Source organism: Acinetobacter sp. S54 (genome assembly GCF_016624945.1).
Lineage (GTDB): Bacteria > Pseudomonadota > Gammaproteobacteria > Pseudomonadales > Moraxellaceae > Acinetobacter.
Window position 1 is genome coordinate 354,497 of record NZ_JACVUI010000001.1, and the last position, 25,003, is coordinate 379,499.

20 protein-coding genes are annotated in these 25,003 nt (G+C 40.6%); 4 read left to right on the plus strand and 16 right to left on the minus strand.

All coding sequences use genetic code 11. The annotated features are described in order from the left end of the window. The first annotated feature begins 8 nt into the window (after positions 1-8). Positions 9-2,723 (plus strand): translation initiation factor IF-2, encoded by a 2,715-nt coding sequence (gene infB / locus IAE20_RS01595; protein WP_200481609.1) that lies wholly within the window; start codon positions 9-11, stop codon positions 2,721-2,723. Then, the gene (locus IAE20_RS01600; RefSeq protein WP_200459177.1) at positions 2,723-3,127 is read left to right on the plus strand and encodes a ribosome-binding factor A; all 405 of its coding nucleotides are present in this window, start codon (positions 2,723-2,725) and stop codon (positions 3,125-3,127) included. The genes infB and IAE20_RS01600 overlap by 1 nt, the downstream gene beginning before the upstream one ends. Positions 3,128-3,167: 40 nt before the next feature. Here the strand turns inward: IAE20_RS01600 and IAE20_RS01605 are convergent, their stop codons facing one another. Continuing rightward, complete coding sequence (locus IAE20_RS01605) at positions 3,168-4,478, minus strand: aromatic ring-hydroxylating dioxygenase subunit alpha (RefSeq protein WP_200481608.1); 1,311 nt, start codon at positions 4,476-4,478, stop codon at positions 3,168-3,170. A 756-nt stretch (positions 4,479-5,234) separates the two neighbouring features. Between IAE20_RS01605 and IAE20_RS01610 the strand changes: the two genes are divergently transcribed. Together IAE20_RS01610 and mhpT are read left to right on the plus strand one after the other, a co-directional pair. Next, on the plus strand, positions 5,235-6,482 hold the full coding sequence (locus IAE20_RS01610) for an OprD family outer membrane porin (RefSeq protein WP_200481607.1): 1,248 nt from the start codon (positions 5,235-5,237) through the stop codon (positions 6,480-6,482). 16 nt (positions 6,483-6,498) lie between these two features. Further along, positions 6,499-7,707 (plus strand): 3-(3-hydroxy-phenyl)propionate transporter MhpT, encoded by a 1,209-nt coding sequence (mhpT, locus tag IAE20_RS01615; protein WP_200481606.1) that lies wholly within the window; start codon positions 6,499-6,501, stop codon positions 7,705-7,707. 217 nt (positions 7,708-7,924) lie between these two features. On the opposite strand, the gene IAE20_RS01620 is transcribed toward mhpT, so the two are convergent. The 15 genes from IAE20_RS01620 to IAE20_RS01690 all read right to left on the minus strand — a co-directional run bounded on the left by IAE20_RS01620 (position 7,925) and on the right by IAE20_RS01690 (position 25,003). Next, entirely contained in the window at positions 7,925-8,335 is a 411-nt protein-coding gene (locus IAE20_RS01620) for a Na+/H+ antiporter subunit G (protein ID WP_200459178.1), read from the minus strand. A 10-nt stretch (positions 8,336-8,345) separates the two neighbouring features. After that, entirely contained in the window at positions 8,346-8,621 is a 276-nt protein-coding gene (locus IAE20_RS01625) for a monovalent cation/H+ antiporter subunit F (protein WP_200459179.1), read from the minus strand. Beyond that, on the minus strand, positions 8,618-9,148 hold the full coding sequence (locus IAE20_RS01630) for a Na+/H+ antiporter subunit E (protein ID WP_200481605.1): 531 nt from the start codon (positions 9,146-9,148) through the stop codon (positions 8,618-8,620). Before IAE20_RS01630 ends, IAE20_RS01625 begins: the two co-directional genes overlap by 4 nt. A gap of 1 nt (position 9,149) precedes the next feature. Beyond that, positions 9,150-10,958, minus strand: a complete 1,809-nt coding sequence (locus IAE20_RS01635; protein WP_200459181.1) for a monovalent cation/H+ antiporter subunit D — start codon at positions 10,956-10,958, stop codon at positions 9,150-9,152. After that, complete coding sequence (locus tag IAE20_RS01640) at positions 10,958-11,326, minus strand: Na+/H+ antiporter subunit C (protein ID WP_200459182.1); 369 nt, start codon at positions 11,324-11,326, stop codon at positions 10,958-10,960. Before IAE20_RS01640 ends, IAE20_RS01635 begins: the two co-directional genes overlap by 1 nt. Next, the gene (locus tag IAE20_RS01645; protein ID WP_200481604.1) at positions 11,323-14,172 is read right to left on the minus strand and encodes a monovalent cation/H+ antiporter subunit A; all 2,850 of its coding nucleotides are present in this window, start codon (positions 14,170-14,172) and stop codon (positions 11,323-11,325) included. Before IAE20_RS01645 ends, IAE20_RS01640 begins: the two co-directional genes overlap by 4 nt. A 327-nt stretch (positions 14,173-14,499) precedes the next feature. Beyond that, a complete protein-coding gene (locus IAE20_RS01650; RefSeq protein ID WP_200481603.1) occupies positions 14,500-15,870 on the minus strand; it encodes an AAA family ATPase in 1,371 nt (456 codons plus the stop codon). Between the two features lie 29 nt (positions 15,871-15,899). Then, positions 15,900-17,405: a UvrD-helicase domain-containing protein gene (locus IAE20_RS01655; RefSeq protein WP_200481602.1), complete on the minus strand. Its 1,506-nt coding sequence runs from the start codon at positions 17,403-17,405 to the stop codon at positions 15,900-15,902. Positions 17,406-17,414: 9 nt separating this feature from the next. Further along, positions 17,415-18,188: a bifunctional phosphoribosyl-AMP cyclohydrolase/phosphoribosyl-ATP diphosphatase HisIE gene (gene hisIE, locus IAE20_RS01660; protein WP_200459186.1), complete on the minus strand. Its 774-nt coding sequence runs from the start codon at positions 18,186-18,188 to the stop codon at positions 17,415-17,417. 137 nt (positions 18,189-18,325) lie between these two features. Continuing rightward, positions 18,326-19,621 (minus strand): FAD-dependent oxidoreductase, encoded by a 1,296-nt coding sequence (locus tag IAE20_RS01665; RefSeq protein ID WP_200481601.1) that lies wholly within the window; start codon positions 19,619-19,621, stop codon positions 18,326-18,328. A 65-nt stretch (positions 19,622-19,686) separates the two neighbouring features. After that, positions 19,687-21,306, minus strand: coding sequence for an ABC1 kinase family protein (locus IAE20_RS01670; protein ID WP_200481600.1), 1,620 nt, complete (start codon positions 21,304-21,306; stop codon positions 19,687-19,689). 13 nt (positions 21,307-21,319) lie between these two features. Then, a complete protein-coding gene (locus IAE20_RS01675) occupies positions 21,320-21,988 on the minus strand; it encodes an SCP2 domain-containing protein (RefSeq protein ID WP_200481599.1) in 669 nt (222 codons plus the stop codon). Between the two features lie 12 nt (positions 21,989-22,000). Continuing rightward, entirely contained in the window at positions 22,001-22,945 is a 945-nt protein-coding gene (gene ubiE, locus IAE20_RS01680; protein WP_200481598.1) for a bifunctional demethylmenaquinone methyltransferase/2-methoxy-6-polyprenyl-1,4-benzoquinol methylase UbiE, read from the minus strand. A gap of 171 nt (positions 22,946-23,116) precedes the next feature. Next, entirely contained in the window at positions 23,117-23,821 is a 705-nt protein-coding gene (locus IAE20_RS01685) for an FFLEELY motif protein (RefSeq protein ID WP_200481597.1), read from the minus strand. A 102-nt stretch (positions 23,822-23,923) separates the two neighbouring features. Then, the gene (locus tag IAE20_RS01690) at positions 23,924-25,003 is read right to left on the minus strand and encodes a hypothetical protein (RefSeq protein ID WP_200481596.1); all 1,080 of its coding nucleotides are present in this window, start codon (positions 25,001-25,003) and stop codon (positions 23,924-23,926) included.

The window sequence follows — 25,003 nt, forward strand, 5'->3', positions numbered from 1 at the left end:
AGTAGCGTATGACAGACAAAACGATTCAAGACTTGGCTCAAACAGTTGGTCGTCCTGTCGACAAGCTTCTAGAACAGGTTCGTGAAGCAGGTCTACCACAGCGTAACGCAAATGACACTATTACCACTGAGCAACAAGATACGCTTGTGAACCATTTGAAAAAGGTACACGGCCAAGATGCCAGTGGCGCAGGAAAAATCACGTTGAAACGTAAAACAACCAGTACAGCAAAAGTTGCCAGTACTTCAGGTAAGGCGAAAACCATTAACGTAGAAGTTCGTAAGAAACATACGTTTACCAAGCCAAATCCTGAACAGATTGCGGCTGAAGCCAAAGCACGTGTTGAAGCTGAAGCAAAGGTTCGTGCTGATGAAAAAGTAAACCAGCAAGCGGCTCCGCAACTTCGTGAAAAAGCTGAAAATAAAGCACAAGCAACATTAGATGCAATGCGCGCTGCTCAGAAGAAAGAAACAGTGAAAGCTGAGACTTCGACTACAGAAGTTGTGGTTAAGCGTCGTTCAACTAATAAGCCGATTAAGCCGATTGTTGTAAAACCGACTGAAACGGCTGAACAGAAAAAGGCACGTGAAGCTGAATCTGCGAAGTTGAAAGCAACTGAAGAAGCCGTTCGTCGTAAAGCAGCTGAAGAAGCGCAACAGCGTACACTTGAGCAAATGCGTCAAATGGCATCGAAATATTCAAATGACGATACGGGTGCGACCATTCGTGTGATTGATGATTCTCCATTGGCTGCTGGTCTTGTAGGACAGGCTTATGAAGATTCCTTTAATCAGGAAGACCGTGAAATCAAACGTGGTGGTGCAACCACCAACCCACGTGCGGGTAAAAAAGGCGGTCGTGGTGGTGATGCACAAGCTGAACAGAGCTTTAGCAAAAGCCATCATAAACGTGGTTTAAAAACCAGTCAGGCGAATAAACACGGTTTTGAAAAACCTGTTAAGAAGCAAATTTATGATGTTGAGATCGGTGAGAAAATCATTGTTGCCGATTTAGCACAAAAAATGGCGATTAAAGTTCGTGAAGTTATTAAAACACTCATGAAAATGGGTGAATTGGTTACTCAGAATCAGGCAATTGATCAAGATACAGCGGTACTTGTCGTAGAAGAGTTAGGCCACAATCCAGTTTTAGTTTCTGATACGCAAGCTGAAGATAATTTACTTGTTGCTGCTGAAGAAGCACGTGGTGAGCAAACGACTCGTCCTCCAGTTGTTACGATCATGGGTCACGTCGATCATGGTAAAACTTCATTGCTAGATCGTATCCGTCGTTCTAAAGTGGCGGCTGGTGAAGCTGGTGGTATTACCCAGCATATTGGTGCGTATCACGTTGAAACTGATAAGGGAATTATTACTTTCCTTGATACTCCGGGACATGCGGCATTTACTGCAATGCGTTCACGTGGTGCTAAAGCAACGGATATCGTTGTCTTGGTTGTTGCTGCTGATGATGGTGTGATGCCACAAACGGCAGAGGCCATTGATCATGCGCGTGCAGCGGGTACACCGATTATTGTTGCTATTAACAAGATGGATAAAGAATCAGCTGATCCAGATCGTGTCTTGAATGAACTAACCACGAAACAGATTGTTCCTGAACAATGGGGCGGTGATGTGCCAGTTGCAATGGTTTCAGCACATTCTGGACAGGGGATTGATGAATTACTTGACCTAATCTTGATCCAAGCTGAATTGATGGAACTCAAAGCATCAAGTGAAGGTGCTGCTCAGGGCGTCGTGATTGAAGCGCGTGTTGATAAAGGTCGTGGTGCAGTCACTTCGATTCTGGTACAAAATGGTACGCTGAATATTGGTGATCTTGTGCTGGCAGGTTCTTCTTATGGTCGTGTACGTGCCATGTCTGATGAAAATGGCCAACCTATTAAATCGGCAGGTCCATCAATTCCTGTCGAAATTTTAGGTTTACCCGATGCGCCAATGGCAGGTGACGAAGTTCTTGTTGTAAATGACGAGAAAAAAGCACGTGAAGTGGCTGATGCGCGTGCGGATCGTGAGCGTCAAAAACGTATTGATCGTCAAAGTGCAATGCGTCTTGAAAATATCATGGCCTCTATGGGCAAAAAAGATGTACCAGCAGTGAATGTCATCTTAAAAGCAGACGTTCGTGGTACTTTGGAAGCCTTAACTGTGGCTTTAGATGAGCTTTCAACTGATGAAGTTAAAGTACGTGTGATTAGTTCAGGTGTAGGTGCAATCACTGAATCTGACGTTACCCTTGCAGAATCTTCAGAAGCTGTATTGCTCGGATTTAACGTCCGTGCTGATACTACTGCTCGTCAAAAGAGCGATCAAGATGGTATCGACATTCGTTACTATAGCATCATCTATGAATTGATTGATGATGTGAAGAATGCTATGAGCGGTAAGCTTGCGCCTGAACATCGTGAAACGATTCTGGGTGTGGCTCAGGTTCGTGAAGTATTCCGTTCAAGCAAGTTCGGCGCTGCTGCGGGCTGTATGGTGATGGAAGGTGTAATTCACCGTAATAAACCAATTCGTGTCCTTCGTGATGATGTCGTGGTATTCCAAGGTGAGCTTGAATCATTACGTCGTTATAAAGATGTGGTCGATGAAGTTCGCGCAGGTATGGAATGTGGTCTAGCGGTGAAAGGTTATAATGACATCAAACCACTCGATAAGATCGAAGTGTATGATGTACAAATGGTGAAACGGAGTCTTTAATGGCGGGTGGACAACGCTTGAAACGCATGGCGGATTCAGTACAACGTGAGTTGTCTGAGCTAATCCGTCAGGAGTTAAAAGATCCACGTCTGGGTGGTCTAGTGACCATCTCAGGTGTTAAGGTGAGTCCAGATTTGGGATATGCAGACGTTTATGTCACAGTGATGGGACGTGAACTGGCAGATGACCAAAATGAAATCGCTCATCAGGAAACTTTAGATATTTTAAATAAAGCTTCTGGATTTTTGCGTCAGGAATTGAGTCGTCGTATCAAAACACGTGTAACCCCACGCTTGCGTTTTCATTATGACAAAACAAATGCTTATGGCAATTACATGTTTGGTCTGATTGAAAAAGCAGTACAGGACTTACCTGAACATAAAAAAGAAGATGATTCTGAATAAATAAAAATGCCACCTTCGGGTGGCATTTTTATTTTATGTTTTATGCAGATTTTCTGTTGCCGCCATGCACGCTAAAGAATTTAGCTCCAGACATTTTTTGCCCTACAGCTCTTTCATATGCTTCCCTTACTTCGTTTGGCTGTCCTGCTTGTCCAATAAAATCATTTAGATAAGGGCCAAGTAGGGGGTGAGTAGCCAGTTTTTCACGAGGTAGACCTTCTTTCAGCTCTTTACTACAAGCAGAAGGTAAATACACATTTTTATTCTTTTCTATATCAAAGATCAAAGCCTTAGGCACGAAATCAGGATTATTTTTAAGCTCATCTAGCTCCTTAAAAAAGCGTTTACGTAGCATAATTATCCCACGATCGCTTTGACCTAAAAACTCACGTTCACGATTGGTGATTCGACCTTGACCCACCCATACCGCAAAATCTTGATTAGCGACATGTGTGGTAATCCATTTACCATTTTCGTCATATAGTGGCCCATACCAAGAGGGAATTTTTTCTTGAATATAAGGCTCTTGTTCGGTGGGAACTCTACTAAATACCCAGAGCACACTTAAAGTATTATAGTCATCAATCGGCACACGCCATTCAAAATGATGACCCAGATAAAAACCATTTGGCCATAGGGTCACCCGACCTTCGGTCCACATTGGATTATCTTCACTTTCACCCTCCCTTAGACGTTTATAAGTGAAACCATACTCAAATTCTTCAAATTTGGTTTTAAGATGAGTGGGAACATACGGCTCATCTAAATTTGATTGTCGTATTGTCCAGTTATTATGCGTCCATTCAAAATGAATCGGATCGATGGAATTTTCCTGACATTGAAACCAATTGCATGGTAATTCGGCAAAAATAGCCTGTGCAAAACCATTTTTATAATTGAATAAATCCCAATCGGGAAGTTCTGGTGCTGGATCTTGGCCCATATATGCCCATAATAAGCCCGCCTTAGCTTGCACCTTATAAGCAACAATTTTGGTCATTTTACACATGCGAGCGCTCGGATCACACACCTGCTCATAAGGTTGATGAATGCATTCGCCTGCGGGATTGAACTGCCATCCATGATAACTACAACGGATACCTGTTTGTTCAACATAACCATAAGACATATCAGCACTACGGTGAGGACAATGGCGTTCAATAAGGCCATAATTTCCACTTAAATCTTTATAAAGAACTAAGTCTTCACCCAGTATGCGTATGGGTTTAATTGCTTGAGTTTCAAATTCTGATTCTCCTGCGATAGGGTGCCAATATCTTCGCAAATATTGTCCCATTTCACTATCTGGTCCTACCCTTGTTAACCGATCATTTTTTTCCTGAGTCAGCATGTTGTTGCTCCACATCCTTTTAAAAATTTTAATAAATCGTTTGTTTTGCTAGTGAAACATATATTTGTATATTAAATATAGATAACATATTTTTTTAAAATAGTCTAAAAATTTTTAGATGAAAAATAATTTTTTTATTCCTCAAAAAATGATGAACTTTTATAGTGCATTATTGATTTTGGGTCTGTTTTAAAAATTTCATCATTTGCTTAATGTAATTACGTTTAATAATTTTAGTTATTTTAAATACATGATAATTAAAGCAATAAATTTTATGATAAAAAATGGTGCATTCAAATTGAGTAAAAATACTTTAATTGTTTAATTTGAGAGCATTGCAATAAGAGTGTTTTTTAATCGTTGACAAGTTTAAAAAAAAAGCGTTATAAGATCAAATTGTGTTTTGAATGAAAATTTATGTTTTATATATAAAACTTTTAATGATTATTTAAAATTATGTAGAAGCATGTCGTGTATCTGTTTGAATTTAGGGTACGGGATAAGCAATAGACGATTATTGATGAGCTTTCGCATGGCTCATTAATTTTCCAGAACAAAAAAATTTTGAAAAAGACAGCCAAATAATCGGATTACATTTCTGGTTTAGCCATCAATGATCAAAATAAAAACAGTCATTTTATCAAAAGAAGATATAGGACCTGTTTTTACAAGACTAAAGATCGGATTAACAGTTTAACCAAAAAATAAAACGATTTTTGATCTGCACATATCTGGATAGAAAAGGGGAAGAATACAGTGAGACGAAAGGTCGTAATTTGCTCAATATTAGCCTGTAGTTATGCTAATGCTGATCATTTTTTTAATGATTCAAAAAATAGTTTATGGACACGTAATTATTATTACGATCGCAATTATACGGAAATCTCAAATACGCCTGCGCTCAAGGAATGGGCCCAGGGGTTTATTTATAGTTTTGAGTCTGGTTATACCGATACACCTGTAGCGCTAGGACTAGATATTCAGGCAGCAGCAGGGTTTAAATTACATGCGGATCGGGAGCAGACTGGAGCAGGTCTGTTGCCTATTGATAAGACTACACGTGAAGCTGCAGATAGTTATGGGGAAATTGGTTGGACAATTAAAGCAAAATATCAACAAACGGAGATGAAAGCAGGAACATTAATGCCTTTTACTCCCGTAATTTTTTCCTCGAGAGCCCGACTTCTGCCACAGACATTTAGAGGGGTGGAATTTAAATCCAAAGATTTGGAAAAAACAAATTTGACACTAGGATACGTTGATAAAGTAAATCAGCGTGATTCCACTAACTTTGAAAATATTCGTATTTCAACGGTCAATGGCAAGTTTAAAGCCGCCGAAACCGACAGCGTTTATTATGGCGGTTTTCAATATCTATTTGATAAACATAATTCCGCCGGATTTTATTCCATAAAACTAGATGATATTTATCAACAACATGTATTCCTTTCTAACAGTGTTATCGCTTTGAATGAGAGCTTATCTTTAATTCCTGATCTTAAATTTTATATTAATCGTGCAGATGGAAAAAAACTCGCTGGAGAAGTTGATAACGAATTGATTGCTGCCAATTTTAGTTTTAAACACGATGTTCATACTTTTTCTGTGGGTTTCTTAAAAAGTTATGGGGATACCGCATTTCCCTACATTGCAGGTGGAGAGGTTTTGTTTTTTCTGGATGGTTTAAGTACGGATTTTCTAAACCCAAGAGAAGATGTCTATAGCATTCGCTATGATTATGATTTTAAGAATTATATTCCAGGTCTCAAAGGCATGGTGCGGTATAGCCAGGGAGATCATATTTATTTGCCAACATTAGGAGGAACTAATTTAAAAGAAAAAGAAACTGCTTTCGACATTCAATATAACGTACCCGAAGGGCGATTAAAAGGTTTAGCCATCAGAGCACGTTATGCCTTTTATGACAACGATTTTTCATCAGCAGCAGCATTTAAACCAGATAAAGAGTTACGTTTGGGAATTGATTACACATGGAATTTTTAATCAGGGAAGAAATATCATGAATATGGCAATATCAGAGATCGAAACAAAGAAAAAACTCAATATCACAATTCTTTTGTGTTTTTTTATTGCAGTCATTGAGGGGATGGATATTCAGGCAGTTGGTGTGGTAGCAACCTCTCTTAAAGAAGTATTTGGACTGGACAAGTCTCAACTAGGCTTAGTATTTAGTGCAGGTATTTTGGGGCTATTACCAGGTGCCGTACTAGGTGGCTATTATGCAGATAAAATTGGTCGTAAAAAGGTACTGATTTTATCAGTATTGCTTTTTTCGCTATTTACTATTTGTATGGTATTGGTTCAAAGTTATTACAGCTTATTGTTAGTGCGCTTTTTAGCAGGCTTGGGTTTCGGGGCAGCTTTACCTAATTTAATTACTTTAGCATCTGAGTCAGTAATTCCAAAAAATAGAGGGAAAGCTGTCGGGCTAATGTACTGCGGAATGCCGATAGGCGCTGCATTGGTCGCACTCTGGGTCGCTTATGACTTTAGTGAAAACTGGAAAACGATTTTTTATATTGGGGGTATTGTTCCTTTATTGCTGATTCCAGTTTTGGTTAAATTTTTACCTGAATCTAAAGACTTTATGGGCGTAAAAACAGAAAAACTAGAACATACCACTATGTTAAATGCACTGTTTAGAAAGAATATGAGATATAAAACCATATTGTTTTGGGTCGGTAATTTTTTTACAACCATGGTGCAATATATTATGTTGAGTTGGCTCCCTTCACTTTTTGTTGAATTAGGTTTTAGCAAACAAGAAGGAAGCAAAGCCCAGCTTTTTTTTCTCATTGGAGCCACTATAGGGACAATTTTGCTCTCTTATTTAATCGATCGCTGGAATAAATCTTTTGTTATATTAATGATGTATGCGGGTATTTTGACCGGTTTATTCCTACTCAGTATTTCGATTCAACTAAAAATGATGTATATGGCGGCCGCATTTACAGGAATTTTTATGATTGGTGGTATCGGGGTGATGTATGCTTTTGGAAGTTTTGTTTATCCGACTGAATCGCGTGGACAGGGGGTAGGTGCTGCATCTTCAATAGGACGGTTAGGTGCTATTGTTGGTCCAATGATAGTGGGGCAATTACTATTTCTAGGCAGTGGCACCTCCATGATCTTTTTGGCAGCAATTCCATGTATTGTCAGTGCAGCAATCTGTATGTTTATTCTGTCTAAAAAATTGCAGCGCGTTTGATTTTGAAGATTAGGATAAATTTGAGGTTAGATTGAAAGACTGCCAGCCTTGGAATATTAAGTGCAGTTTTGAGTTGCCAAATATAAAAAATAATATGAGAAATATCCTGTTATAAAAGTTGTTTGTTTCATCTATGATGAATGGATATTACATCTGCATTTTATAGAAAAGAAGCTTGGATTGCTGAAAACAATTTAAGCTTCTTTTCTTTTATATTTCACTCTTTGGGAGTTTTTGAATGAGAGTCAGAAGTGGAATTCCTTCGACGATTTAAAAAAGAATAACGATCCCACGGTAATGGACGATTCAGGGTTTCAGGAACCTCGCCACTTAAAGAGCGTAAGCGCAGATGCAAGGCTGCTTGTGCCATTAAATTTGCTGAAACAGGTGCCGTAATAAAAGCCAGTAATGTGATTAAAAGTTCTGAGAAACCAAAACGACCATGAAAAGCTGAGTAGACAATGGATGCTAACAAAAAACTACCTAAACCGAGTGTACTGGATTTGGTGGGTGCATGGAGGCGCATGAACAAGTCGGGTAGGCGAATCATGCCAATTCCACCGACCAGCATAAAAAAAGCACCGACTAACAGAAAGAATGACACCAGAATTTCCATAAATAGTTGCATGATGCCTCTCCTAATCGATCACATGACCCGTAGTAAAATAACGTGCCAGCGCTGCTGTAGATACGAAACCCAACATAGCAATTAAAAGTGCTCCTTCAAATAGATTGGTACTGGTCCAGTAAATGCCTAAAACCACGACTAAGCAGGTGGCATTGAGAAATAACGTGTCTAAAGCGAGTAGTCGATCCACTATTGAAGGGCCAATCACTAGGCGAATCAGGCACAGAAACATGGAAATAGTAATTGCGATCATACAAATGCCCAACGCATAGGGTAATATAATCATGCCTGTCCTCCTTCACCTGCTTTGACATCAAAAATAGCCATTAGTGGCGCTTCATAACGCGATTTAATTTCTTGAATATCCAGTTCTTCATTATCTGTACTAAGTGAATGCACCAGAATATCACCACGTTCCTGATCTATGCCCGCAGATACCGTGCCGGGTGTAGTTGTAATAATCATCGCCAAAATACTGTTGACCTGTTCATGCTGAGTTTCCAAAGGCACACGATACCATTTGGGATGCAACCGATCTGTAGGCCCTAGTACCAATTTTGCGACACGGATATTTGAAATAACAATGTCCCAGAGCACCACAAAGAACAGATGAACTGCGTGTTTCCAATGAATATGGGGAGTGCGGGTAATAAAGGGTTGCACTAGACGTGGAATCAAAATAGCCAGAATAATGGCGATTAGAATGTTATCAGCTGAAACACTATGTGCTAGCATCACCCAGCTCAAACCAACGATGACCGAAACAAATGGATGAGGGAACCAGCGTTCCAGAAAAGGACTCTTTTTTTCCATTTTAAGGCTCCATCGGTTTGAGTTGGCTTTCATTTGGCACGATGTCCTGATCGAGTTGTTCCTGCTCAATTTGACGTTTTTTATATTCTGAAATATGTTCACCTTCAAGCGTATCATCAGAAATGACATCTGGAATAAAATGAGCATATGGATCGACAGTTTCACCGCCATATTTGGTTTCAGGAATATAGCTTGGATTGTAAGGTTGTACGCTGATTACTTCACCGAAACGATCCTTGCTTAAAATGGAATTTGTATAAAGTGCATGATCCTGAATCTGGGTGACTGTACTTAAAGCATATGAATAAATTGCAGGCGCACAAACAACATACATGATTAAACCCGTTAAAAGAGTATAAATCGTCAAATCATTTCGTGCAGGGGCAGCATCAGGTAAATCTTGATATGCAGCAAAAGCAGGTTCCTCCATATTTTCTTCAGGTGCAGTTGAGCGCCAGAACAAAACAAAACCCACCCGTGTTAAAGCAATAATACTTAACAAACTAACGATCAGCACAATTGCAATAATTAATGCCTGATAAGGTTGATTGTGTGTTGCCTGTAAAATAAAAACCTTGCCCAAAAAGCCACTAAATGGAGGTAGACCTGCCATCATCATAGCAATGAGGAAATAAATCAAAGCTACAATTTTGCCTTGCTTCATTCTTGGGGCTACTTTGAGATGATCCTTGAAACTGCCACGTTGTGAAGTAATCCAGCCACAGAGTAAGTAAAATGCAGCGGCGATCAGAGTACTATGTACTAAATAATATAAAGCTGCTGCCCATGCTTGAGTATTGAATAGGGAAATCGCAATTAAAATTGTACCGATGGAAGATAGCATCATGAAGCCGACAAAACGGCGTAAACGATCCGCACCAATTGCACCAATGACTCCATATAACGAAGTCACTAAACCAATTGGCAATAACCAATATTTCAAAATATTCTGTGCAAATACATCATCAAATACTGTTCCATTGACCCTTAAAATCGCATAAATACCCACTTTAGTCATAATGGTGAAAATTGCAGCAACAGGAGTAGTGGCAACAGCATAGGTCTTTGGTAACCATAGACCAACAGGCAAGATAGCCGCTTTAATTCCAAAAACCACAAATAGCAACAATCCACCTGCAATGGCTAATTTGTGTTGATCGGGTTCAAGAGTAGGAACAAGACGCGATACATCAGCCATATTCAAACTGCCAACGCTGCCATAAATCATCCCTAGGCCGATCAAAAAGATCGCGGAAGCTAACAGATTGATGGTGACATAATGAATGCCTAGCTGAAAACGTGCTTTGCCTTGGGTATGCAACAGCAACACGTACGATGCCATCAGCATGACTTCAAAAAATACGAATAGGTTAAATAAATCGCCTGTTAAAAAAGCCCCGCTAATTCCCATGAGTAGAAAGTGAAACATGGCATGGAAATAACGCCCTCGAGTATCCCATTCTTTACTCGCAAACCAGAGTACAGGCACTGCAAGTACATAAGTCAATAACAGCATAAAAGCGGAAAGTTGATCCAAGACTAATACAATGCCAAAAGGTGCGGACCATTCACCGAGTTGATAAACTGTAATCTGACCGGTATGTGCAATAGTGAAATAACTGACAGCTGTAGCAAGTCCGAGCAAAACGGAAATGAGGCTAAGTGCTCTACGCCACGGTTGGCGACGGTCAGTTTCTAAAGCACCAGAACCCGGATTTCCTAAAATAACTAAAATAAAGGCAGTAAATGCAGGAATGAGAATGCTGAAAATAGGTGCGTGCATGTGCCAGAAATTGATAAAATCGAACATCAAGGCTCATCCTCACGCGGGTCATAGTTTAAGGCGGGGTCTTCTTTAGAGTCGACATGATCTGTACCTGATTCGTAACGGCTACGAATGGCAAGTTGTACGATAAACGCAGTCGTAGCAAAACCAATTACGATGGCTGTTAAAACTAAGGCTTGTGGTAAAGGGTCTGTGGCTTTAACTGTTTCTGCTAAAATAGCAGGAGCATTTATTTGAATACGTCCCATGGCAAATAAAAATAGATTTACTGCATAGCCAATCATTGCTAGTCCAAGCACGACAGGAAAAGTTCTGGCACGTAGAATCAAATAAATACCTGAAGCGACCAGTAAGCCAATCGCTGAAGCAAGTAAAAATTCCAGGCTAATCATGACGAATCTCCTTCACGTGGAACAGGACCAGACATAGTCGAATGACGCGAATCACCCAGTACCGAAATTAACAGCATGGTCGCACCGACAACAGTCACATAGACTCCCACATCAAACAGGGCAGCAGAGGCAAGATGTGATTTTCCAATGACGGGAAGGTCAACATAAATATGCGCACTGGTTAAGAAAGGCCGTGACCAATACCAAGCAGCCATTCCTGAAATACCAGCAATCAATAAGCCGATACCGATCCAGAGTTCATATAATCGACCAGATTTTGCTTTTAACATTTGCTCCGCACGGTCTTGACCTTGCGCAATGTACTGAATGATCAAAGCCATTGAAGTCACGAGACCTGCAATAAAGCCACCACCCGGATAATTATGTCCTCTCAGGAAAATATATAGACTTACTACTAAAGCAATGGGTAAGACCCATGATGCCGTGGTACGTAACATCAGCGGTGATGGATTGAAACGAAAGGTTAAACCTTGGGTCACACTCGTGCCATGAATCCGCATTCCATCCATTAGACACAACGCACCAATTGCAGCAATGCCCAATACTGTGATTTCGCCAAAGGTATCAAAACCACGAAAATCAACCAGAATCACATTGACGACATTTGAACCCCCGCCCAAAGGCAAAGATTGCTGCATAAAGAACCAAGACAATGAGTTATGATCGCGGGTCAATATTAACCATGCAATCCAGCCAATACCCAAACCGCCAATGATAGCAATCATGGCATCACGCCAACGTCTTGAGCGTTTGGATTCATAAGGGGTTAATTGGGGTAGTAACGACAAACTCATCAAGAGTAAAACAGTGGTCACAACATCGACTGTAATTTGAGTCAGCGCTAGATCAGGGGCAGAGAATCCAATAAAAATCATGGTGACGACTAAGCCAATCGCGCCACTAATCAATACTGCCTTAATCCGTTCATGGTGAAACCAGAGCATCATCCAGCAAGCACAAAACAAAATTAGCCATAATACGATGGCAATCATGGGTGCATGGGTTAGTTCGCGAGATCCAGTATTCAAGCCCTGATTAAATAAAGGCACTACTACAATTGCTGCACTAAAGATGACGATGAGAAAAAGATAAAGTTGTAATGAACCTGTTTCTGTACGACGTTTAATGCTCCGACTACCCAGCAGTAAATATTTTAAAAATTTATCAAATAAAATTTTGCCCTGAAGATTTCCCAGATAAGGATCAAGATCAATACGGCGAATACGTCCATTTTTTGCTAATGCAAAGTAAAAGAGTGCACCACCTATTAATGCAATAATACTCATGATCAGTGGCAAATTGACACCATGCCAGATCGCAAGATGTACGCCCACAAACTCAGGCATGGCCAAACTGGCACGTGTTGCACTATTAACAATATTTTCGACCAGTAAAGCAGGAATAATTCCTACTAAAATACAGAGTATCGCCAACAGGGTCGCAGGTAAGCGCATGCCCAAAGTGGGTTCATGTGCATTTTTGTTTGGGACTTTGTCACCCACAACACCATCAAAAAATACGCCATGCACCATACGAATCGAATAACTGACTGCAAAAATTCCAGCGAGTGTTGCCACAATTACAGAGAAGATTAAAACTCCGCCATTTAAACTGCTCACTAGCTCAGTAAAAAACATTTCTTTGGAAATAAAACCATTCGTTAATGGCACACCTGCCATAGATGCAGCCGTAATCATGGTCAGGGTGGCAGTAAAAGGCAGCAGTTGCCAGATGCCGCTCAGCTTGCGTAGATCGCGAGTACCCGTTTCATGATCGACAATTCCTGCAATCATAAACAAGGCGGCTTTAAAGGTGGCATGATTAATAATGTGAAAAATTGCTGCGGCAACAGCCAACGGTGAACCAATTCCCAATAAACAAACAATTAACCCCAGATGACTAATCGTGGAGTAAGCCAACAAGCCTTTTAAATCTTCTTTAAAAATGGCAAAAAAAGCCGCCATACATAAAGTAAATAAACCGACGAAAGTGACGATATTGTGATAAAGCGCTGCTCCAACGAAAATAGGGGCTAGACGTGCCAGTAAAAAAATCCCAGCTTTGACCATAGTTGCTGAATGTAAATAAGCAGATACAGGCGTCGGCGCTGCCATAGCATTTGGCAACCAAAAATGAAAAGGGAATTGGGCACTTTTGGTAAATGCACCTAATAATATAAGTAGTAGAGCAGGAACAAATAAAGCATGGGACTGAATAGTATCTTTCATGTTGACTAGCTGATCAATCTGATAGGTACCCGTCATTTGTCCAATGAGAATAAAACCACCCAGCATGGCTAAGCCACCCATGCCTGTAATCGTCAGCGCCATACGTGAACCACGTTGTGCAGCTTCGTAATGACTCCAGTAACCAACCAATAGAAAAGATGAAATACTGGTCAGTTCCCAAAATACAAGTAATAAGATTAAATTATTTGAGAGAGAAATTCCGAGCATGGCAGTCATGAAAACCATGAGCAGCATGTAAAGCTTGGCTAGTGAGTTGCGAGGACTTAAGTAATAATAAGCATAAATATAAATGAGTGTGCCAATGCCTGTAATTAGGAGGCTAAACACAAGTCCAAGCGCATCCAGACGAAAGCTGAGATTAAGTCCAAGCTGTGGTAGCCAGTCCCAGCTTTGTTGAATAGCTGCACCAGCAAAAATCTGTTTTGCCTCAGTCAGCAATAACCCAAAACTGGTTAAGCTGACTGCTATAGCCCCTAAAGCCGTTGCTTCCCGCGAAAAACGCTGTAGCAATGCGACAAGGGGGGTGCCTAATATTAACGGTAGCAAGATAATAATCGGTAGCACACTCGTATCCATGTCGTGATTTAGGTCGAAACCTAAGCGTGAATCTTATTTTCAGGATGTACAGGAAATCAAAGAGAATTCCAAAGTATTTGACAGCCTGAAACCATAAATGTGGGTCAAAAGAAAAAACAAGTTGTGTTGCGCAACTGGTAAGAAACAAAAAATAAGTGCAAAAAAAGTATACAGCAGGAAAGAGCAATCTACTTACTTTTTTTACACTAAAAAAACAAAATATCAATCACTTAAGCTCTAAAGAAAAGCGACAAAGCTAGGTTAAATGTGATAGTTATTTCCAATCATAACATGAAAAATGATTTGATGTCTAAATTGTGGAATGACTTATTTTTCAGACAGTCTTGACTCATCCAACGGTTTGGTATTGGACTGTAAATGTTGCAGGATTTGCTCTTTTTGTGTATTGCTTAAATGCTCGAGTAGTTGAAGCACTTGATCAAAATCAGTTTCCACAAGAGCGGATGGACTCAAATCATTTAAGTCTGGTGCTGTGGATGGGTTAAATAGATTTTGATAAACAGTTTCATAAATATGATGAGAGCTTTCAAGCTCTAAAGTGGAAATCTGTTTATTGGATAAACTTAAGCATTGATAATCGACCCCATGTTCAAGCAATTCTTCACGATTTCCTGTCACGATCAGTTGAAGACGCGGAAAAGCCTGATGTAAACGTTCCAAAATTTCACGACACAAGATATGGTCAAGTTGGGCATCGATATGATCAATTAATACAATTCCGTCACCTTCAAGACAAGGATAGAGACTTAGAGGGTTGAGCAAACATAAACGACGTACAATATCTCCCACCAAGGCAATCCACGTTTTGATTGAATTTGATAATTGCTGATAAGCCAGACTTTGCCCCTGATAAGTGACCATGAGTTGTAGTTTGGGCTGATATTGTAGATAAATATCAGTAATATCAGGAAATACCACATTTAAGCTGGTTTTTAATGCCTGCAAATTGGGTGAGTTCAGTTGGGCATGGGTTTGAAAAATTTCTTGTTCCAGATTTTGTAAACTTTCGGCATTAAACTTACCGAGAATATGTTGCAGTAGTTGTGCACTTTGGGCATTTTCAATATCACTGATTTCACGAAACCATTCAAAAAAACGAGCAAAGGTGGTAAATGGAATAGCAGCGACATCGTAAGCTGAAGACGGTTGAAAGACTGCAGGAATATTTTTACTGAGTAAATTTACTTCATTAATAAAGCGGTCGGCAGGATAATAAGCAATACATGGTAAGCCTTGCAATGGATCTTGCTTAATGGCTTTTTGATATAAGGCCGTTAACTCTTCAAGTTGCTGAGTTTCAGTCTGACTTATACCGACCCCTTGGCTATTTAAGGTTTTATATAGCTTCCATGTACACACTGAATTATCATTTTGCTGTGACTGGCTGCCTTCTGCAAGCTGACCGATTTCACTTGGAATCCTGATTTGAATGTCAATTCGGGATTGGATTCGTGAGTTTAAAATATCTTGATCGAGCATAACCACGCCCGCAGTACGATTGTCTTTCAAACGCGCTGGAAACCAGCTTAACGCTTGGTAGATATGTTTAAGCAGTGTCGTTTTACCGGTTGCCTGTTCACCTAAAATAAGCGTGATGGGTTTGTTAGAGTAATGAAACTGAACCTGCAAATGACTAAACAAGCTTGTATGTTTTAGATGAATGGATTCAAGTTTCATAGGCCCACCAGAATTGGAACGCAATGTTTTTAAACCGCCGCGGATTTGCGTAAACTTTGCGGGGCTTGCAGTTTAAGCTGTTGTACAAGATCATAAATGTGATGAATATTTAAGCTTACTTTAGCACGTGTACAGGCAACGTAAAGTAATCTAAGTTCCTCGTCACTGATTTTATGCTCAAGCCCATTGATTTTAAACTGATAATCATCTTCCAGATGTACCCGATCCCATTCCAGACCTTTAGCTTTATGGGCGGTTGAAATGACATAATCCGCCTGTTCTATTGGAGTGATCTTCGCTAATGCGCGTTTTAACGGATCAGTTCCATGATCATCCACTAGTTTGACTAAGGGCTTAATATCACTTCCATCATTGGTTTCACAATATTCATGCACATCATGCCATGAATTAAACCATGCCAGTTCAGGAACATCGGTGACACGCTTGCCTTGTTTTAATAAACTGGCTGCATCAACAAAACGATTTAATTTATTGTGATCGGCTTGCAAACTAACTTTATCGCCATGAACTAAACCAGCCAATAATAATTCCATGGCACGGGCGTTGGTACGACAAAGAATTGCATCACGCTGTTTGGTATGGGGTTTGTTGACCACTTTTGAGCTGAGATTTGGATTGCCCAACAATGGTACTGTTTCATCCAGTCCGCTTAATAAATAGTTGGCGACATCAGCAATTTGCTCCCCAAACCGAAATGAGGTGGTTAAGCGTGATTCGGGTAAGGGCAATTGCTGCATAGCATTGACAGCACCACGCCATGCATAAATTTGTTGATGTGCATCACCAACATAAATTACTTGTGTACTACGTTGTTTGAGTAAAATTCCCAACATAAGTGGATCGGCATCCTGTGCTTCATCAAACAGAACATAATCGGCGGGAATATTCGGTTCAGACAGTGCCCATAATTTCAGGTAAATATCATGTCCAATTCCGGCCTGATGATTCTGATCAATCGATTCCAGCCAACGTCGTTCAACTGCGGGGTAAAGATGCTTTTGCAGTTGATCCATATCGTCAGGATGTAGCCAGCTTGGGGCTTGTATATGTCGTGGTGCAGGATATTGCGAACTGGTCGAGCAAAAATAACTCACAGCATTTGCGACCAAGCTAGCCAGACGACTTGGCATCAGCACATATTTTTCATAGCGCCCTCCCATCATACGGCGCAAGGTAATCGGTTCTAGTCGATAATCTTTCGCCATAAAGCTTGGACTTAAGCGGGGTAAACGTAATTTATCAGTAACGCCACGCGGTACACTACGAAATGCAAGAGAATGAAAGGTTCGACAGTCAACGTTACGATGAAACTTTTGTTGTGCTTCGCTGGCGATGGCTTTGTTAAACGCTAGATACATACCGCGCCGTTGTGGCATGGCATCGCTAATCAGTTGTAACGTCGTGGTTTTACCTGTGCCTGCATACGCGATAACTTTAAATGATTCACCTAACCGTGCATTATCGATAGCTGTGGCTTGTTCATACGTCGCTTTAGGTTTTTCAGAGCTAGACACAGGCAATATTTATCCTTGATTACGATTGGCTTTTTCAACCAGACCAGAAAGTCCCTGACGTCGTGCCAGTTCATCCAGTACTAGTTTTGGATCAAGATCAAAATGACCGAGCATGACGATACTATGGAACCACAAATCGGCAGTTTCATAGATCAGATCATTTAAGTGTTCCTGAGTCGGTTGAATAGCGTAATCTTTGGCCGCAATTATCGTTTCAACACTTTCTTCGCCGACTTTTTCCAGAATTTTATTCAAACCCTTTTTATATAGGCTAGCTACATAAGAACTATCCGCAGCCGCTTGTTTGCGTTGTTGCATCAATTGTCCTAGATAAGCCAGAACATCGACATGTTCTTGTGATGTCATATGTTCATGCGCTTCGGTTTTTGCAGAAGCACCATAGATCGCAGTTGGATCTTTTAGTTGTACATCTACTATTTCCCAACCTTGTGGGCTAAGCTTGCGATAAAAACAAGATTCTCTGCCTGTATGACAAGCAATTCCACCGTGCTGTTCTACTTGCAACACGATCACATCACCATCACAGTCAAGACGAATTTCATACACGGTTTGGAAATGACCTGATTCTTCGCCTTTGTGCCAGAGCTTTTGACGTGAACGTGAGAAATATACGGCCTGTTGTTTTTCTGCGGTCAAGGCGAGCGATTCACGATTCATCCATGCGACCATCAGCACTCGACCAGTTTGATGATGTTGTGCGATGGCAGGGATCAAACCTTGTTCGTTAAATTTTACTTCATCGAGCCATTGCACATTGTTCATAACATCTCACCAAAATTATGGATTAAATAAGTTCATTTGCGGTTATTCATCGCACCCTATAGTGTACGGCATCTGTTCATCGTTTCGGAAAAAAACTCATCTTTTTTGTGTTTTCAACTGATGAATCTTAACCGTATTTAGCTTAAATTTTGACTCAAAATAGCAGCCTGATGTCGAGTTTTGGCAATCTCGGCATAGTTCATGTGTCGTAGTGGTGCTGTTTTTAAGCCAGAAATAGTCAGTGCCATTTGTTTACGCAAATAAGGAATTTGGTACATCCAATAAAAACTAAAATCTCGGAATGGGCCTGCCCAAGTGGAGTCAGATTGATAGAGCGGCGTCAACAGTCGACTTAATAATTGATAAAACTGAGTGGATGAATAGCGTAATTCATGATAATGCTGCCAGAACTTAGCCCAGTCTACCTGTCGATCTGGAAATTGTTGCATGGCTTGTCCTAGAGCCCAAGCATCTAGCAACGCCATATTTGCACCTTGTCCTAATTGGGGGCTCATGGCATGTGCGGCATCTCCAATAACACCTATGCGACCTTGTCCAAACTTGGTCATCACTACATCACGATATTGGGCAGATAACCAGTGTAGATTTTCATCTGTTTGCATGGTCTGTTCAAGCCAATCAGCAATAGGGCGCCAACGAGATGAAATCTGATGAAGTAAAAAATCATGCTTTTGAGGGTTTTCTAAAAATTGTTGTAATTGTTGGGTCGGTAAACTCCAAAATACACTGGACAAACGTTGAGCTGGTGTCTGTGGAACTGCGCCTGTTGGTAAGATTCCCATCATAATGTGTGAGCGATCGTAAAACTGATGCAAAATTTGAGGATCTAAAGTTTTGCATTCTGAAACGATGCTCCACACAGCTCCCCATGGATAAGCCTTATCGACCTTTACCCAAGCTGGAGGACGTAAATGGCTACGTGCGCCATTGGCAATGATGACGGCATCAAAGCTGGATTCAAAAGATTGTCCCTGATATTGACCACGTACAATTACGCCATCGCTATGTTCATGTAACTCATCAATTTCATGAGACATTTTCCATGTTACAGAGCCTGCATATTGTTCAAGTTTTGAGCTAAGTAAATGGCAAAGCGTTGCACGATGGATCCCAACACCATAATGTTGTGGATCTACTTCATGATAATGGCTGTTGACCAGTAAGCGCTGATTCGCAAGTTGCCCTTGTAAACCGGTTACCATTGCACCGAGTTCCAAAGCTTTGTCCAACAGACCTAAATGTTCAAATACTGCTAGGCCAGCAGGTTGTAATAATAGTCCAGCACCGACGGGTTGTAGGCTCTCGACTTTTTCAAATAAGGTCACGTGAAAGTCTTGGCGAGCCAATAAAATCGCAGTGGCCAGACCTGCTGTTCCCGCTCCAATAATGGCGATATCTTTAATTTTTTTCATTGTGGTAGATCGCGTACTTTTATATAGGTCAGGGGAGATAGAAAATTCCTCTCTCCCTAGAATGATTATTTAATAATACGCCAAACGGCTAACAAGGCAGTAATGGCAATCAGGACAATTGAAATGTACCACGGCGCAATAAGGGCGATAGTTAACAGGATCAGCATAATACTGCCAAATAGCCAACTACGTTGTTGTTGTTGCTGGATTTGCATGCGTAATTGCTGAATTTCACGAACTTGACGATCATGCCATGCAGACTGGTTTTTTAACCCATTTAAACTATCAATCAATAAAGTTGGTAGGTCGTGTGCACCTAATAATAGGTCTGGAATTTGCTGACCAATTTCTTTCACATTTTTGACTGGATTCATATTGGATTTGACCCATTCGGTCAAAATTGGTTTTGCCAGTTTCCAAATATCCAGTTGTGGATAAAGATCTGTTCCCAAACCTTCCACATGCACGAGTGTTTTGAGCAATAACATGAGTTGTGGTGGAATTTCCAGACGAAAGCGTCGTGCAATGTCCATCACCTGCAATAAAATACCTGCAAAATCTAGTTGATCCATTGGTTTTGAAACCATTGGCCCAACGGTACGTCGCATTTCACGGGCTAAGGCATCCTGTTCCGTACCCGGTGGAATCCAGCCAGCTTGATGAACAATCTGAATCAGTTGCATGAAATTGTTGTTCATAACGGCCAGAAGCATGCGCGCAACAGTCATCTGATCTTGTTTGGAGAGCTCACCCATAATGGCGCAATCCAGCGCGATATAACGTGGATGGCTGGGATTGATCGTTTCCACGAAGACATTACCTGGATGCATATCTGCGTGGAAAAAGTTATCTCGAAAAACTTGGGTAAAGAAGATGATAAGCCCTTTTTCTGCCAATTCGGCCCGATCCATCCCTAGACGATCAAACGTGGCTGCATCAGAAATGGGCACGCCAATAATACGCTCTGCCACCATAACATCTGTACTGTCCATATAAACTTCAGGCACGTACATCATGCTGGAACCAGTAAAGTAGTGGCGCATACGACGAGTATTGTCAGCTTCTATACTTAAGTCCAATTCATTTAAAATGATCTGGCGATAATCCTGAATAATCTCAGTCAAATGTAAGGCACGTGCCGCTTCCAGACGGCTTTCCAGCCATTGACCTAGCCATGTAATAATTTCAAAATCTTGCAAAATTTGCAGACGAATATCAGGACGGGTAACTTTTACTACTACTTCACGTCCATCATGCAAGGCGGCAGTGTGCACTTGAGCAATTGAAGCTGCTGCTAAAGGCTGCTCATCAAAACGTGCAAATAAGGTATTTACGTCGGCTTTTAGTGCATCCTGAATACGCTGTTTGGCCACTTGCCCATCAAAAGGTTTAACCTGATCTTGTAATAAAACCAGTTGTGATAAGACTTCAGGTGGAATCAAGTCACGGCGTGTGGACAGCAATTGCCCCAGTTTAATGGCTAAAGGTCCCATATCCTCTAAAGCTTGTTTAAGCTTGAGGGGATTTTTACGCTCTCGGCTAGACCATGCCGCTGGATGTAATCGGATTAGTGCTAAAGCATGGCGCGCTTTGGAAGGTAACTCTTCCGCAGGGAACAGGGTATCAAGTCGATAATGCGCGGCAATGCGCCAAAGTTCGAATAACCGTGTAACGTGCGGAATCATAATGCGATATTACCTAAGTGTTTGTCTTATTGAATTGAGAATTAAGAGATTGCAGTCTGGCTTCAAGACGATCAATTTCCTGATTAAGTTGCCGAGTGGACTGGTTCAGATCATCCATTTGCCAGCGTGGTGCAAATAGACCACTGTCTTCTTTGAGCGCATCTTCTGCAAAAAAAAGATGACTTTGCAAACTGCGTTTTAACTGTTTGGGAGCAAGACTAATTTTAGCCAGTTCATGTGCAAGGGCAGGGCTAATCCATGGACTTAAATGCGCTGCCAAATCAGGTTCAGCCTGCTGCATAATCCGCTGAATATCTTGTAGCAGATGATAATCACCAGTGAGCGGAATATTACCTATATGATCTGAATTGCCCAATAAAAGCTTAAGTAACTCCACCATATTTTTGACATGAAGGGTTGCGGTGGCTTGGCTAATTTTGACATGTTCATCAAAAGGTCGCTGTTCAAATATAGAAGGTGTCTGGCTATGACCCGTGATGGTGGGTTCGAGGCGAACTTTATTTTCATCAAAAAAAACATCAATCGAAAGCTGCGGACTATCAATAATGACCCGCAGTAACTGACTTTGTAATTGATTGAGCTGGATACGGGTAATCGCATCCAGATTGATAATATGATGAATACCGCGTTCGACTGCACCTAGCGCAAGAATCGACCACATAATCATGAACCTTTAGAGTTTAAAACCGCGGTGTACAGCGACGATACCACCGGTTAAATTATGATAGTCGCAACTTTGAAAACCTGCTTTTTCCATCATGCCTTTTAAAGTACGCTGGTCTGGATGCATACGGATTGATTCAGCCAGATATTTATAGCTTTCCGCATCATTTGCCACAATTTTACCCATGAGTGGTAATGCGGTAAAGGAGTAAAAATCGTAGAGTTTTGAAAATGGTTCAAATACAGGTTTTGAAAATTCAAGAATAAGTAAGCGGCCACCTGGTTTAAGCACACGGTACATGGATTCAAGGGCGGCATCTTTATCGGTCACATTACGCAAACCAAAACTGATGGTGACGAGGTCGAAACTTTCATTTGCAAAAGGTTCTAATGTTTCAGCATTAGCCAGAACGAAATCAACATTGGTACACCCTGCATCTAGCAAACGATCACGGCCTACATTTAACATTGATTCATTAATATCGGATAATACGACATGGCCTTGCGGGCCTACTTCACGACTAAATACTTTGGCTAAATCACCAGTGCCACCTGCAATATCAAGCACGTGTTGACCACGACGAACACCTGACATATTGATTGCAAAACGTTTCCAGAGACGATGAATACCAAAAGACATCAAGTCATTCATGATGTCATATTTGCTGGCGACAGAATGAAAGACTTCGGCCACTTTCTGGGCTTTATCTTCAGCATTCACAGTTTGATAGCCAAAATGTGTGGTTTCACCGACATTACCCGTTCGGCCTGCGCCACGAGGTAAGTTATATTTAGGAACAGAACCAGTGGACTGATGGTTAAACCCTTGTTGTAAGGATTGTTGCTGTCCTTGCGGAGTTCCTTGTGGAAGCGGCTCATTTAGGAATGGACTGTTGCTGTCTGAACGCTCTGCCTGCTCAGTCGAAGAAGTGGGCTTTTGATTTTCGTTAGACATCTTGTCGCTCCTAAATTTAAACACATTATAAAGTGATTATGGCCGCATGCATGATGACAGAGTTTAGTATGGTTTTACAGTCATCATTATGCAATCGTTATCAATACTATACAGAAAATTATAAAAATAAGGCACTTAATGCGGATTCTTCAATCGGGTACGAATCAAGAATCAGCGAAAGGGATCTGGATGACCCGAATGCACTTTTTCGATAATATCACGTTCAACTGTACTAAAGGTTTTAATAAATTTTTCTGCGGATTTCATCGGTTTCATGGCAACAAATCCTTCCTGAATAAATTCATACATCAGGTCAAAATTGTATTTATGTGCAGCACTTTTACACATTTTAAAGGCTGCATACATCATAAATGAACGCATATATTTATCTAATGCTTCACCCAAGTCATCGAGTAGTTGTAACTGGACTAAACGCTGCTCTTTTTGATCTAGCTTGAGCAAGGTTTGACGCATCATTTCATCTGTAATGGGTGCGTTTGCTGGATAATCCTTTAATAACTGAATCGCAATTTGTTCATCTAGTTGCATCGCTAATACTGCTAGACTGACGGATTTAGTTCCAGTTTTTATGGCATTGTCTGGTAACAGCTTTTCTGCTTTATGGGCATATTTAAGTAGACGTTCAATTTGCAAAGCCAGTGGATCAAAATCTGGACCACCATATAAACGATTGAGAAAATACTGAGCCATTAACTGATTTTCAGGCTCGTTAAAATAAGCTTGATGCGTATCTTTAATACGCTTTTTAAGCCAAATTTGAGCGTCATTCAGACGTTGTAATATCGCAGGATCCTGATGATATGCAAAGGCGTTATATTGCTGAAGTAAATCATCAAAGTGAGCAAGTTTGGACATAATCTAGTTTTTTCAAAAAATTGATAAAAGCATAAGCTGCTTAAATGCATAACACTATGACTATTATAAGGCCAAACTTTAAAAATAAGTCCAGAACGAAATCTATTTAAAATAGACTTCGTAATTTAATGTTGAACTAAATGTACCAGCAACGGCAGGTTTTGAGAAAAATAGAACTCCTGCTTCAAAGTTCTTAGACAGTGTTGAGCCATTACTGCTACCAAAGTCGAAATTGGTATCCAGCGGAATTTCCTGCGTTTCACCTTGAGGATAAATTTTAATCCCAACGACATTTTTCATACCTGTTTCAGTTGCCGTTAAGGTCGTTGAATCATAGCGTTGAGTAGACGTAAATTTGCCTAGAAATGGATATTTCGCACAGTCTTTACCTGTCGTTGTGACATTAATGGTGAAAGGTGTACGACGTAAAATGGTATTGGTGTCCTGATATGAATAATAGCTACCCAAGTCCACATTTTGTGTGTTGAGGCTGGTAATACATTCAATATAAGTGACATTTACATTGGATACTTTTTCCTGAAAGTTACCATTGGCATTACGTCCACCTTCACCATCAAGTTGAAAGACCTGATAGGTTTGTGCGCTGGATGTAAAATTACTCCCTGAACCTCGGGATTTAATATACAAAGAATAACTAATCGTAATGGTTTGAGGATCAGAACAGCTTCCTGAACTGCGACCAATCAAGGTGCAATTAGATTTTGCCGTACTTGAGTTGGTTTGCTTATTTATTGCTGTAAAACCTGTATTAATTTTATTTTCAGTCAGCGAATCTATGGGATATTCAGTGCCATTAAAATTGATACCTATAATTAAATTGGTACTTCGAAAGGCAGTTGCCAAACTTTTAGTGGCATCATCTAAATAAAGATAGGCTTTTTCAGTACTGTTGGTTGCATAGTCGTCATAACAGGTTAGAGTCGTACTGTAAACGGGCGACTGCCACAATAAAGAACCGGCACTTTGGTTGGAACTAGTCACCCGAATGGGAGTGACGGAAGTCGTATGGGTAGTGTTGGTTGCAGTACTAATATTAAATGTTGATGTGGCTTTTTGCCCTTCTAGACAACGTGTTGCCCAGCTAGATTGTATACCAACTACACTCAGCACTAAAAAAAAACAAAGCTGTAACAGGCTTAACTTAGATATGAGGTTATTCAT

What these genes read in the sequence shown, in the direction of transcription:
- infB (WP_200481609.1), top strand. Translation starts at nt 9, where the DNA reads ATGACAGACAAAACGATTCAAGACTTGGCTCAAACAGTTGGTCGTCCT.
- IAE20_RS01600 (WP_200459177.1), top strand. Translation starts at nt 2,723, where the DNA reads ATGGCGGGTGGACAACGCTTGAAACGCATGGCGGATTCAGTACAACGT.
- IAE20_RS01605 (WP_200481608.1), bottom strand. Translation starts at nt 4,478, where the DNA reads ATGCTGACTCAGGAAAAAAATGATCGGTTAACAAGGGTAGGACCAGAT.
- mhpT (WP_200481606.1), top strand. Translation starts at nt 6,499, where the DNA reads ATGAATATGGCAATATCAGAGATCGAAACAAAGAAAAAACTCAATATC.
- IAE20_RS01620 (WP_200459178.1), bottom strand. Translation starts at nt 8,335, where the DNA reads ATGCAACTATTTATGGAAATTCTGGTGTCATTCTTTCTGTTAGTCGGT.
- IAE20_RS01625 (WP_200459179.1), bottom strand. Translation starts at nt 8,621, where the DNA reads ATGATTATATTACCCTATGCGTTGGGCATTTGTATGATCGCAATTACT.
- IAE20_RS01630 (WP_200481605.1), bottom strand. Translation starts at nt 9,148, where the DNA reads ATGGAAAAAAAGAGTCCTTTTCTGGAACGCTGGTTCCCTCATCCATTT.
- IAE20_RS01635 (WP_200459181.1), bottom strand. Translation starts at nt 10,958, where the DNA reads ATGTTCGATTTTATCAATTTCTGGCACATGCACGCACCTATTTTCAGC.
- IAE20_RS01640 (WP_200459182.1), bottom strand. Translation starts at nt 11,326, where the DNA reads ATGATTAGCCTGGAATTTTTACTTGCTTCAGCGATTGGCTTACTGGTC.
- IAE20_RS01645 (WP_200481604.1), bottom strand. Translation starts at nt 14,172, where the DNA reads ATGGATACGAGTGTGCTACCGATTATTATCTTGCTACCGTTAATATTA.
- IAE20_RS01650 (WP_200481603.1), bottom strand. Translation starts at nt 15,870, where the DNA reads ATGAAACTTGAATCCATTCATCTAAAACATACAAGCTTGTTTAGTCAT.
- hisIE (WP_200459186.1), bottom strand. Translation starts at nt 18,188, where the DNA reads ATGAACAATGTGCAATGGCTCGATGAAGTAAAATTTAACGAACAAGGT.
- IAE20_RS01665 (WP_200481601.1), bottom strand. Translation starts at nt 19,621, where the DNA reads ATGAAAAAAATTAAAGATATCGCCATTATTGGAGCGGGAACAGCAGGT.
- IAE20_RS01670 (WP_200481600.1), bottom strand. Translation starts at nt 21,306, where the DNA reads ATGATTCCGCACGTTACACGGTTATTCGAACTTTGGCGCATTGCCGCG.
- IAE20_RS01675 (WP_200481599.1), bottom strand. Translation starts at nt 21,988, where the DNA reads ATGTGGTCGATTCTTGCGCTAGGTGCAGTCGAACGCGGTATTCATCAT.
- ubiE (WP_200481598.1), bottom strand. Translation starts at nt 22,945, where the DNA reads ATGTCTAACGAAAATCAAAAGCCCACTTCTTCGACTGAGCAGGCAGAG.
- IAE20_RS01685 (WP_200481597.1), bottom strand. Translation starts at nt 23,821, where the DNA reads ATGTCCAAACTTGCTCACTTTGATGATTTACTTCAGCAATATAACGCC.
- IAE20_RS01690 (WP_200481596.1), bottom strand. Translation starts at nt 25,003, where the DNA reads ATGAATAACCTCATATCTAAGTTAAGCCTGTTACAGCTTTGTTTTTTT.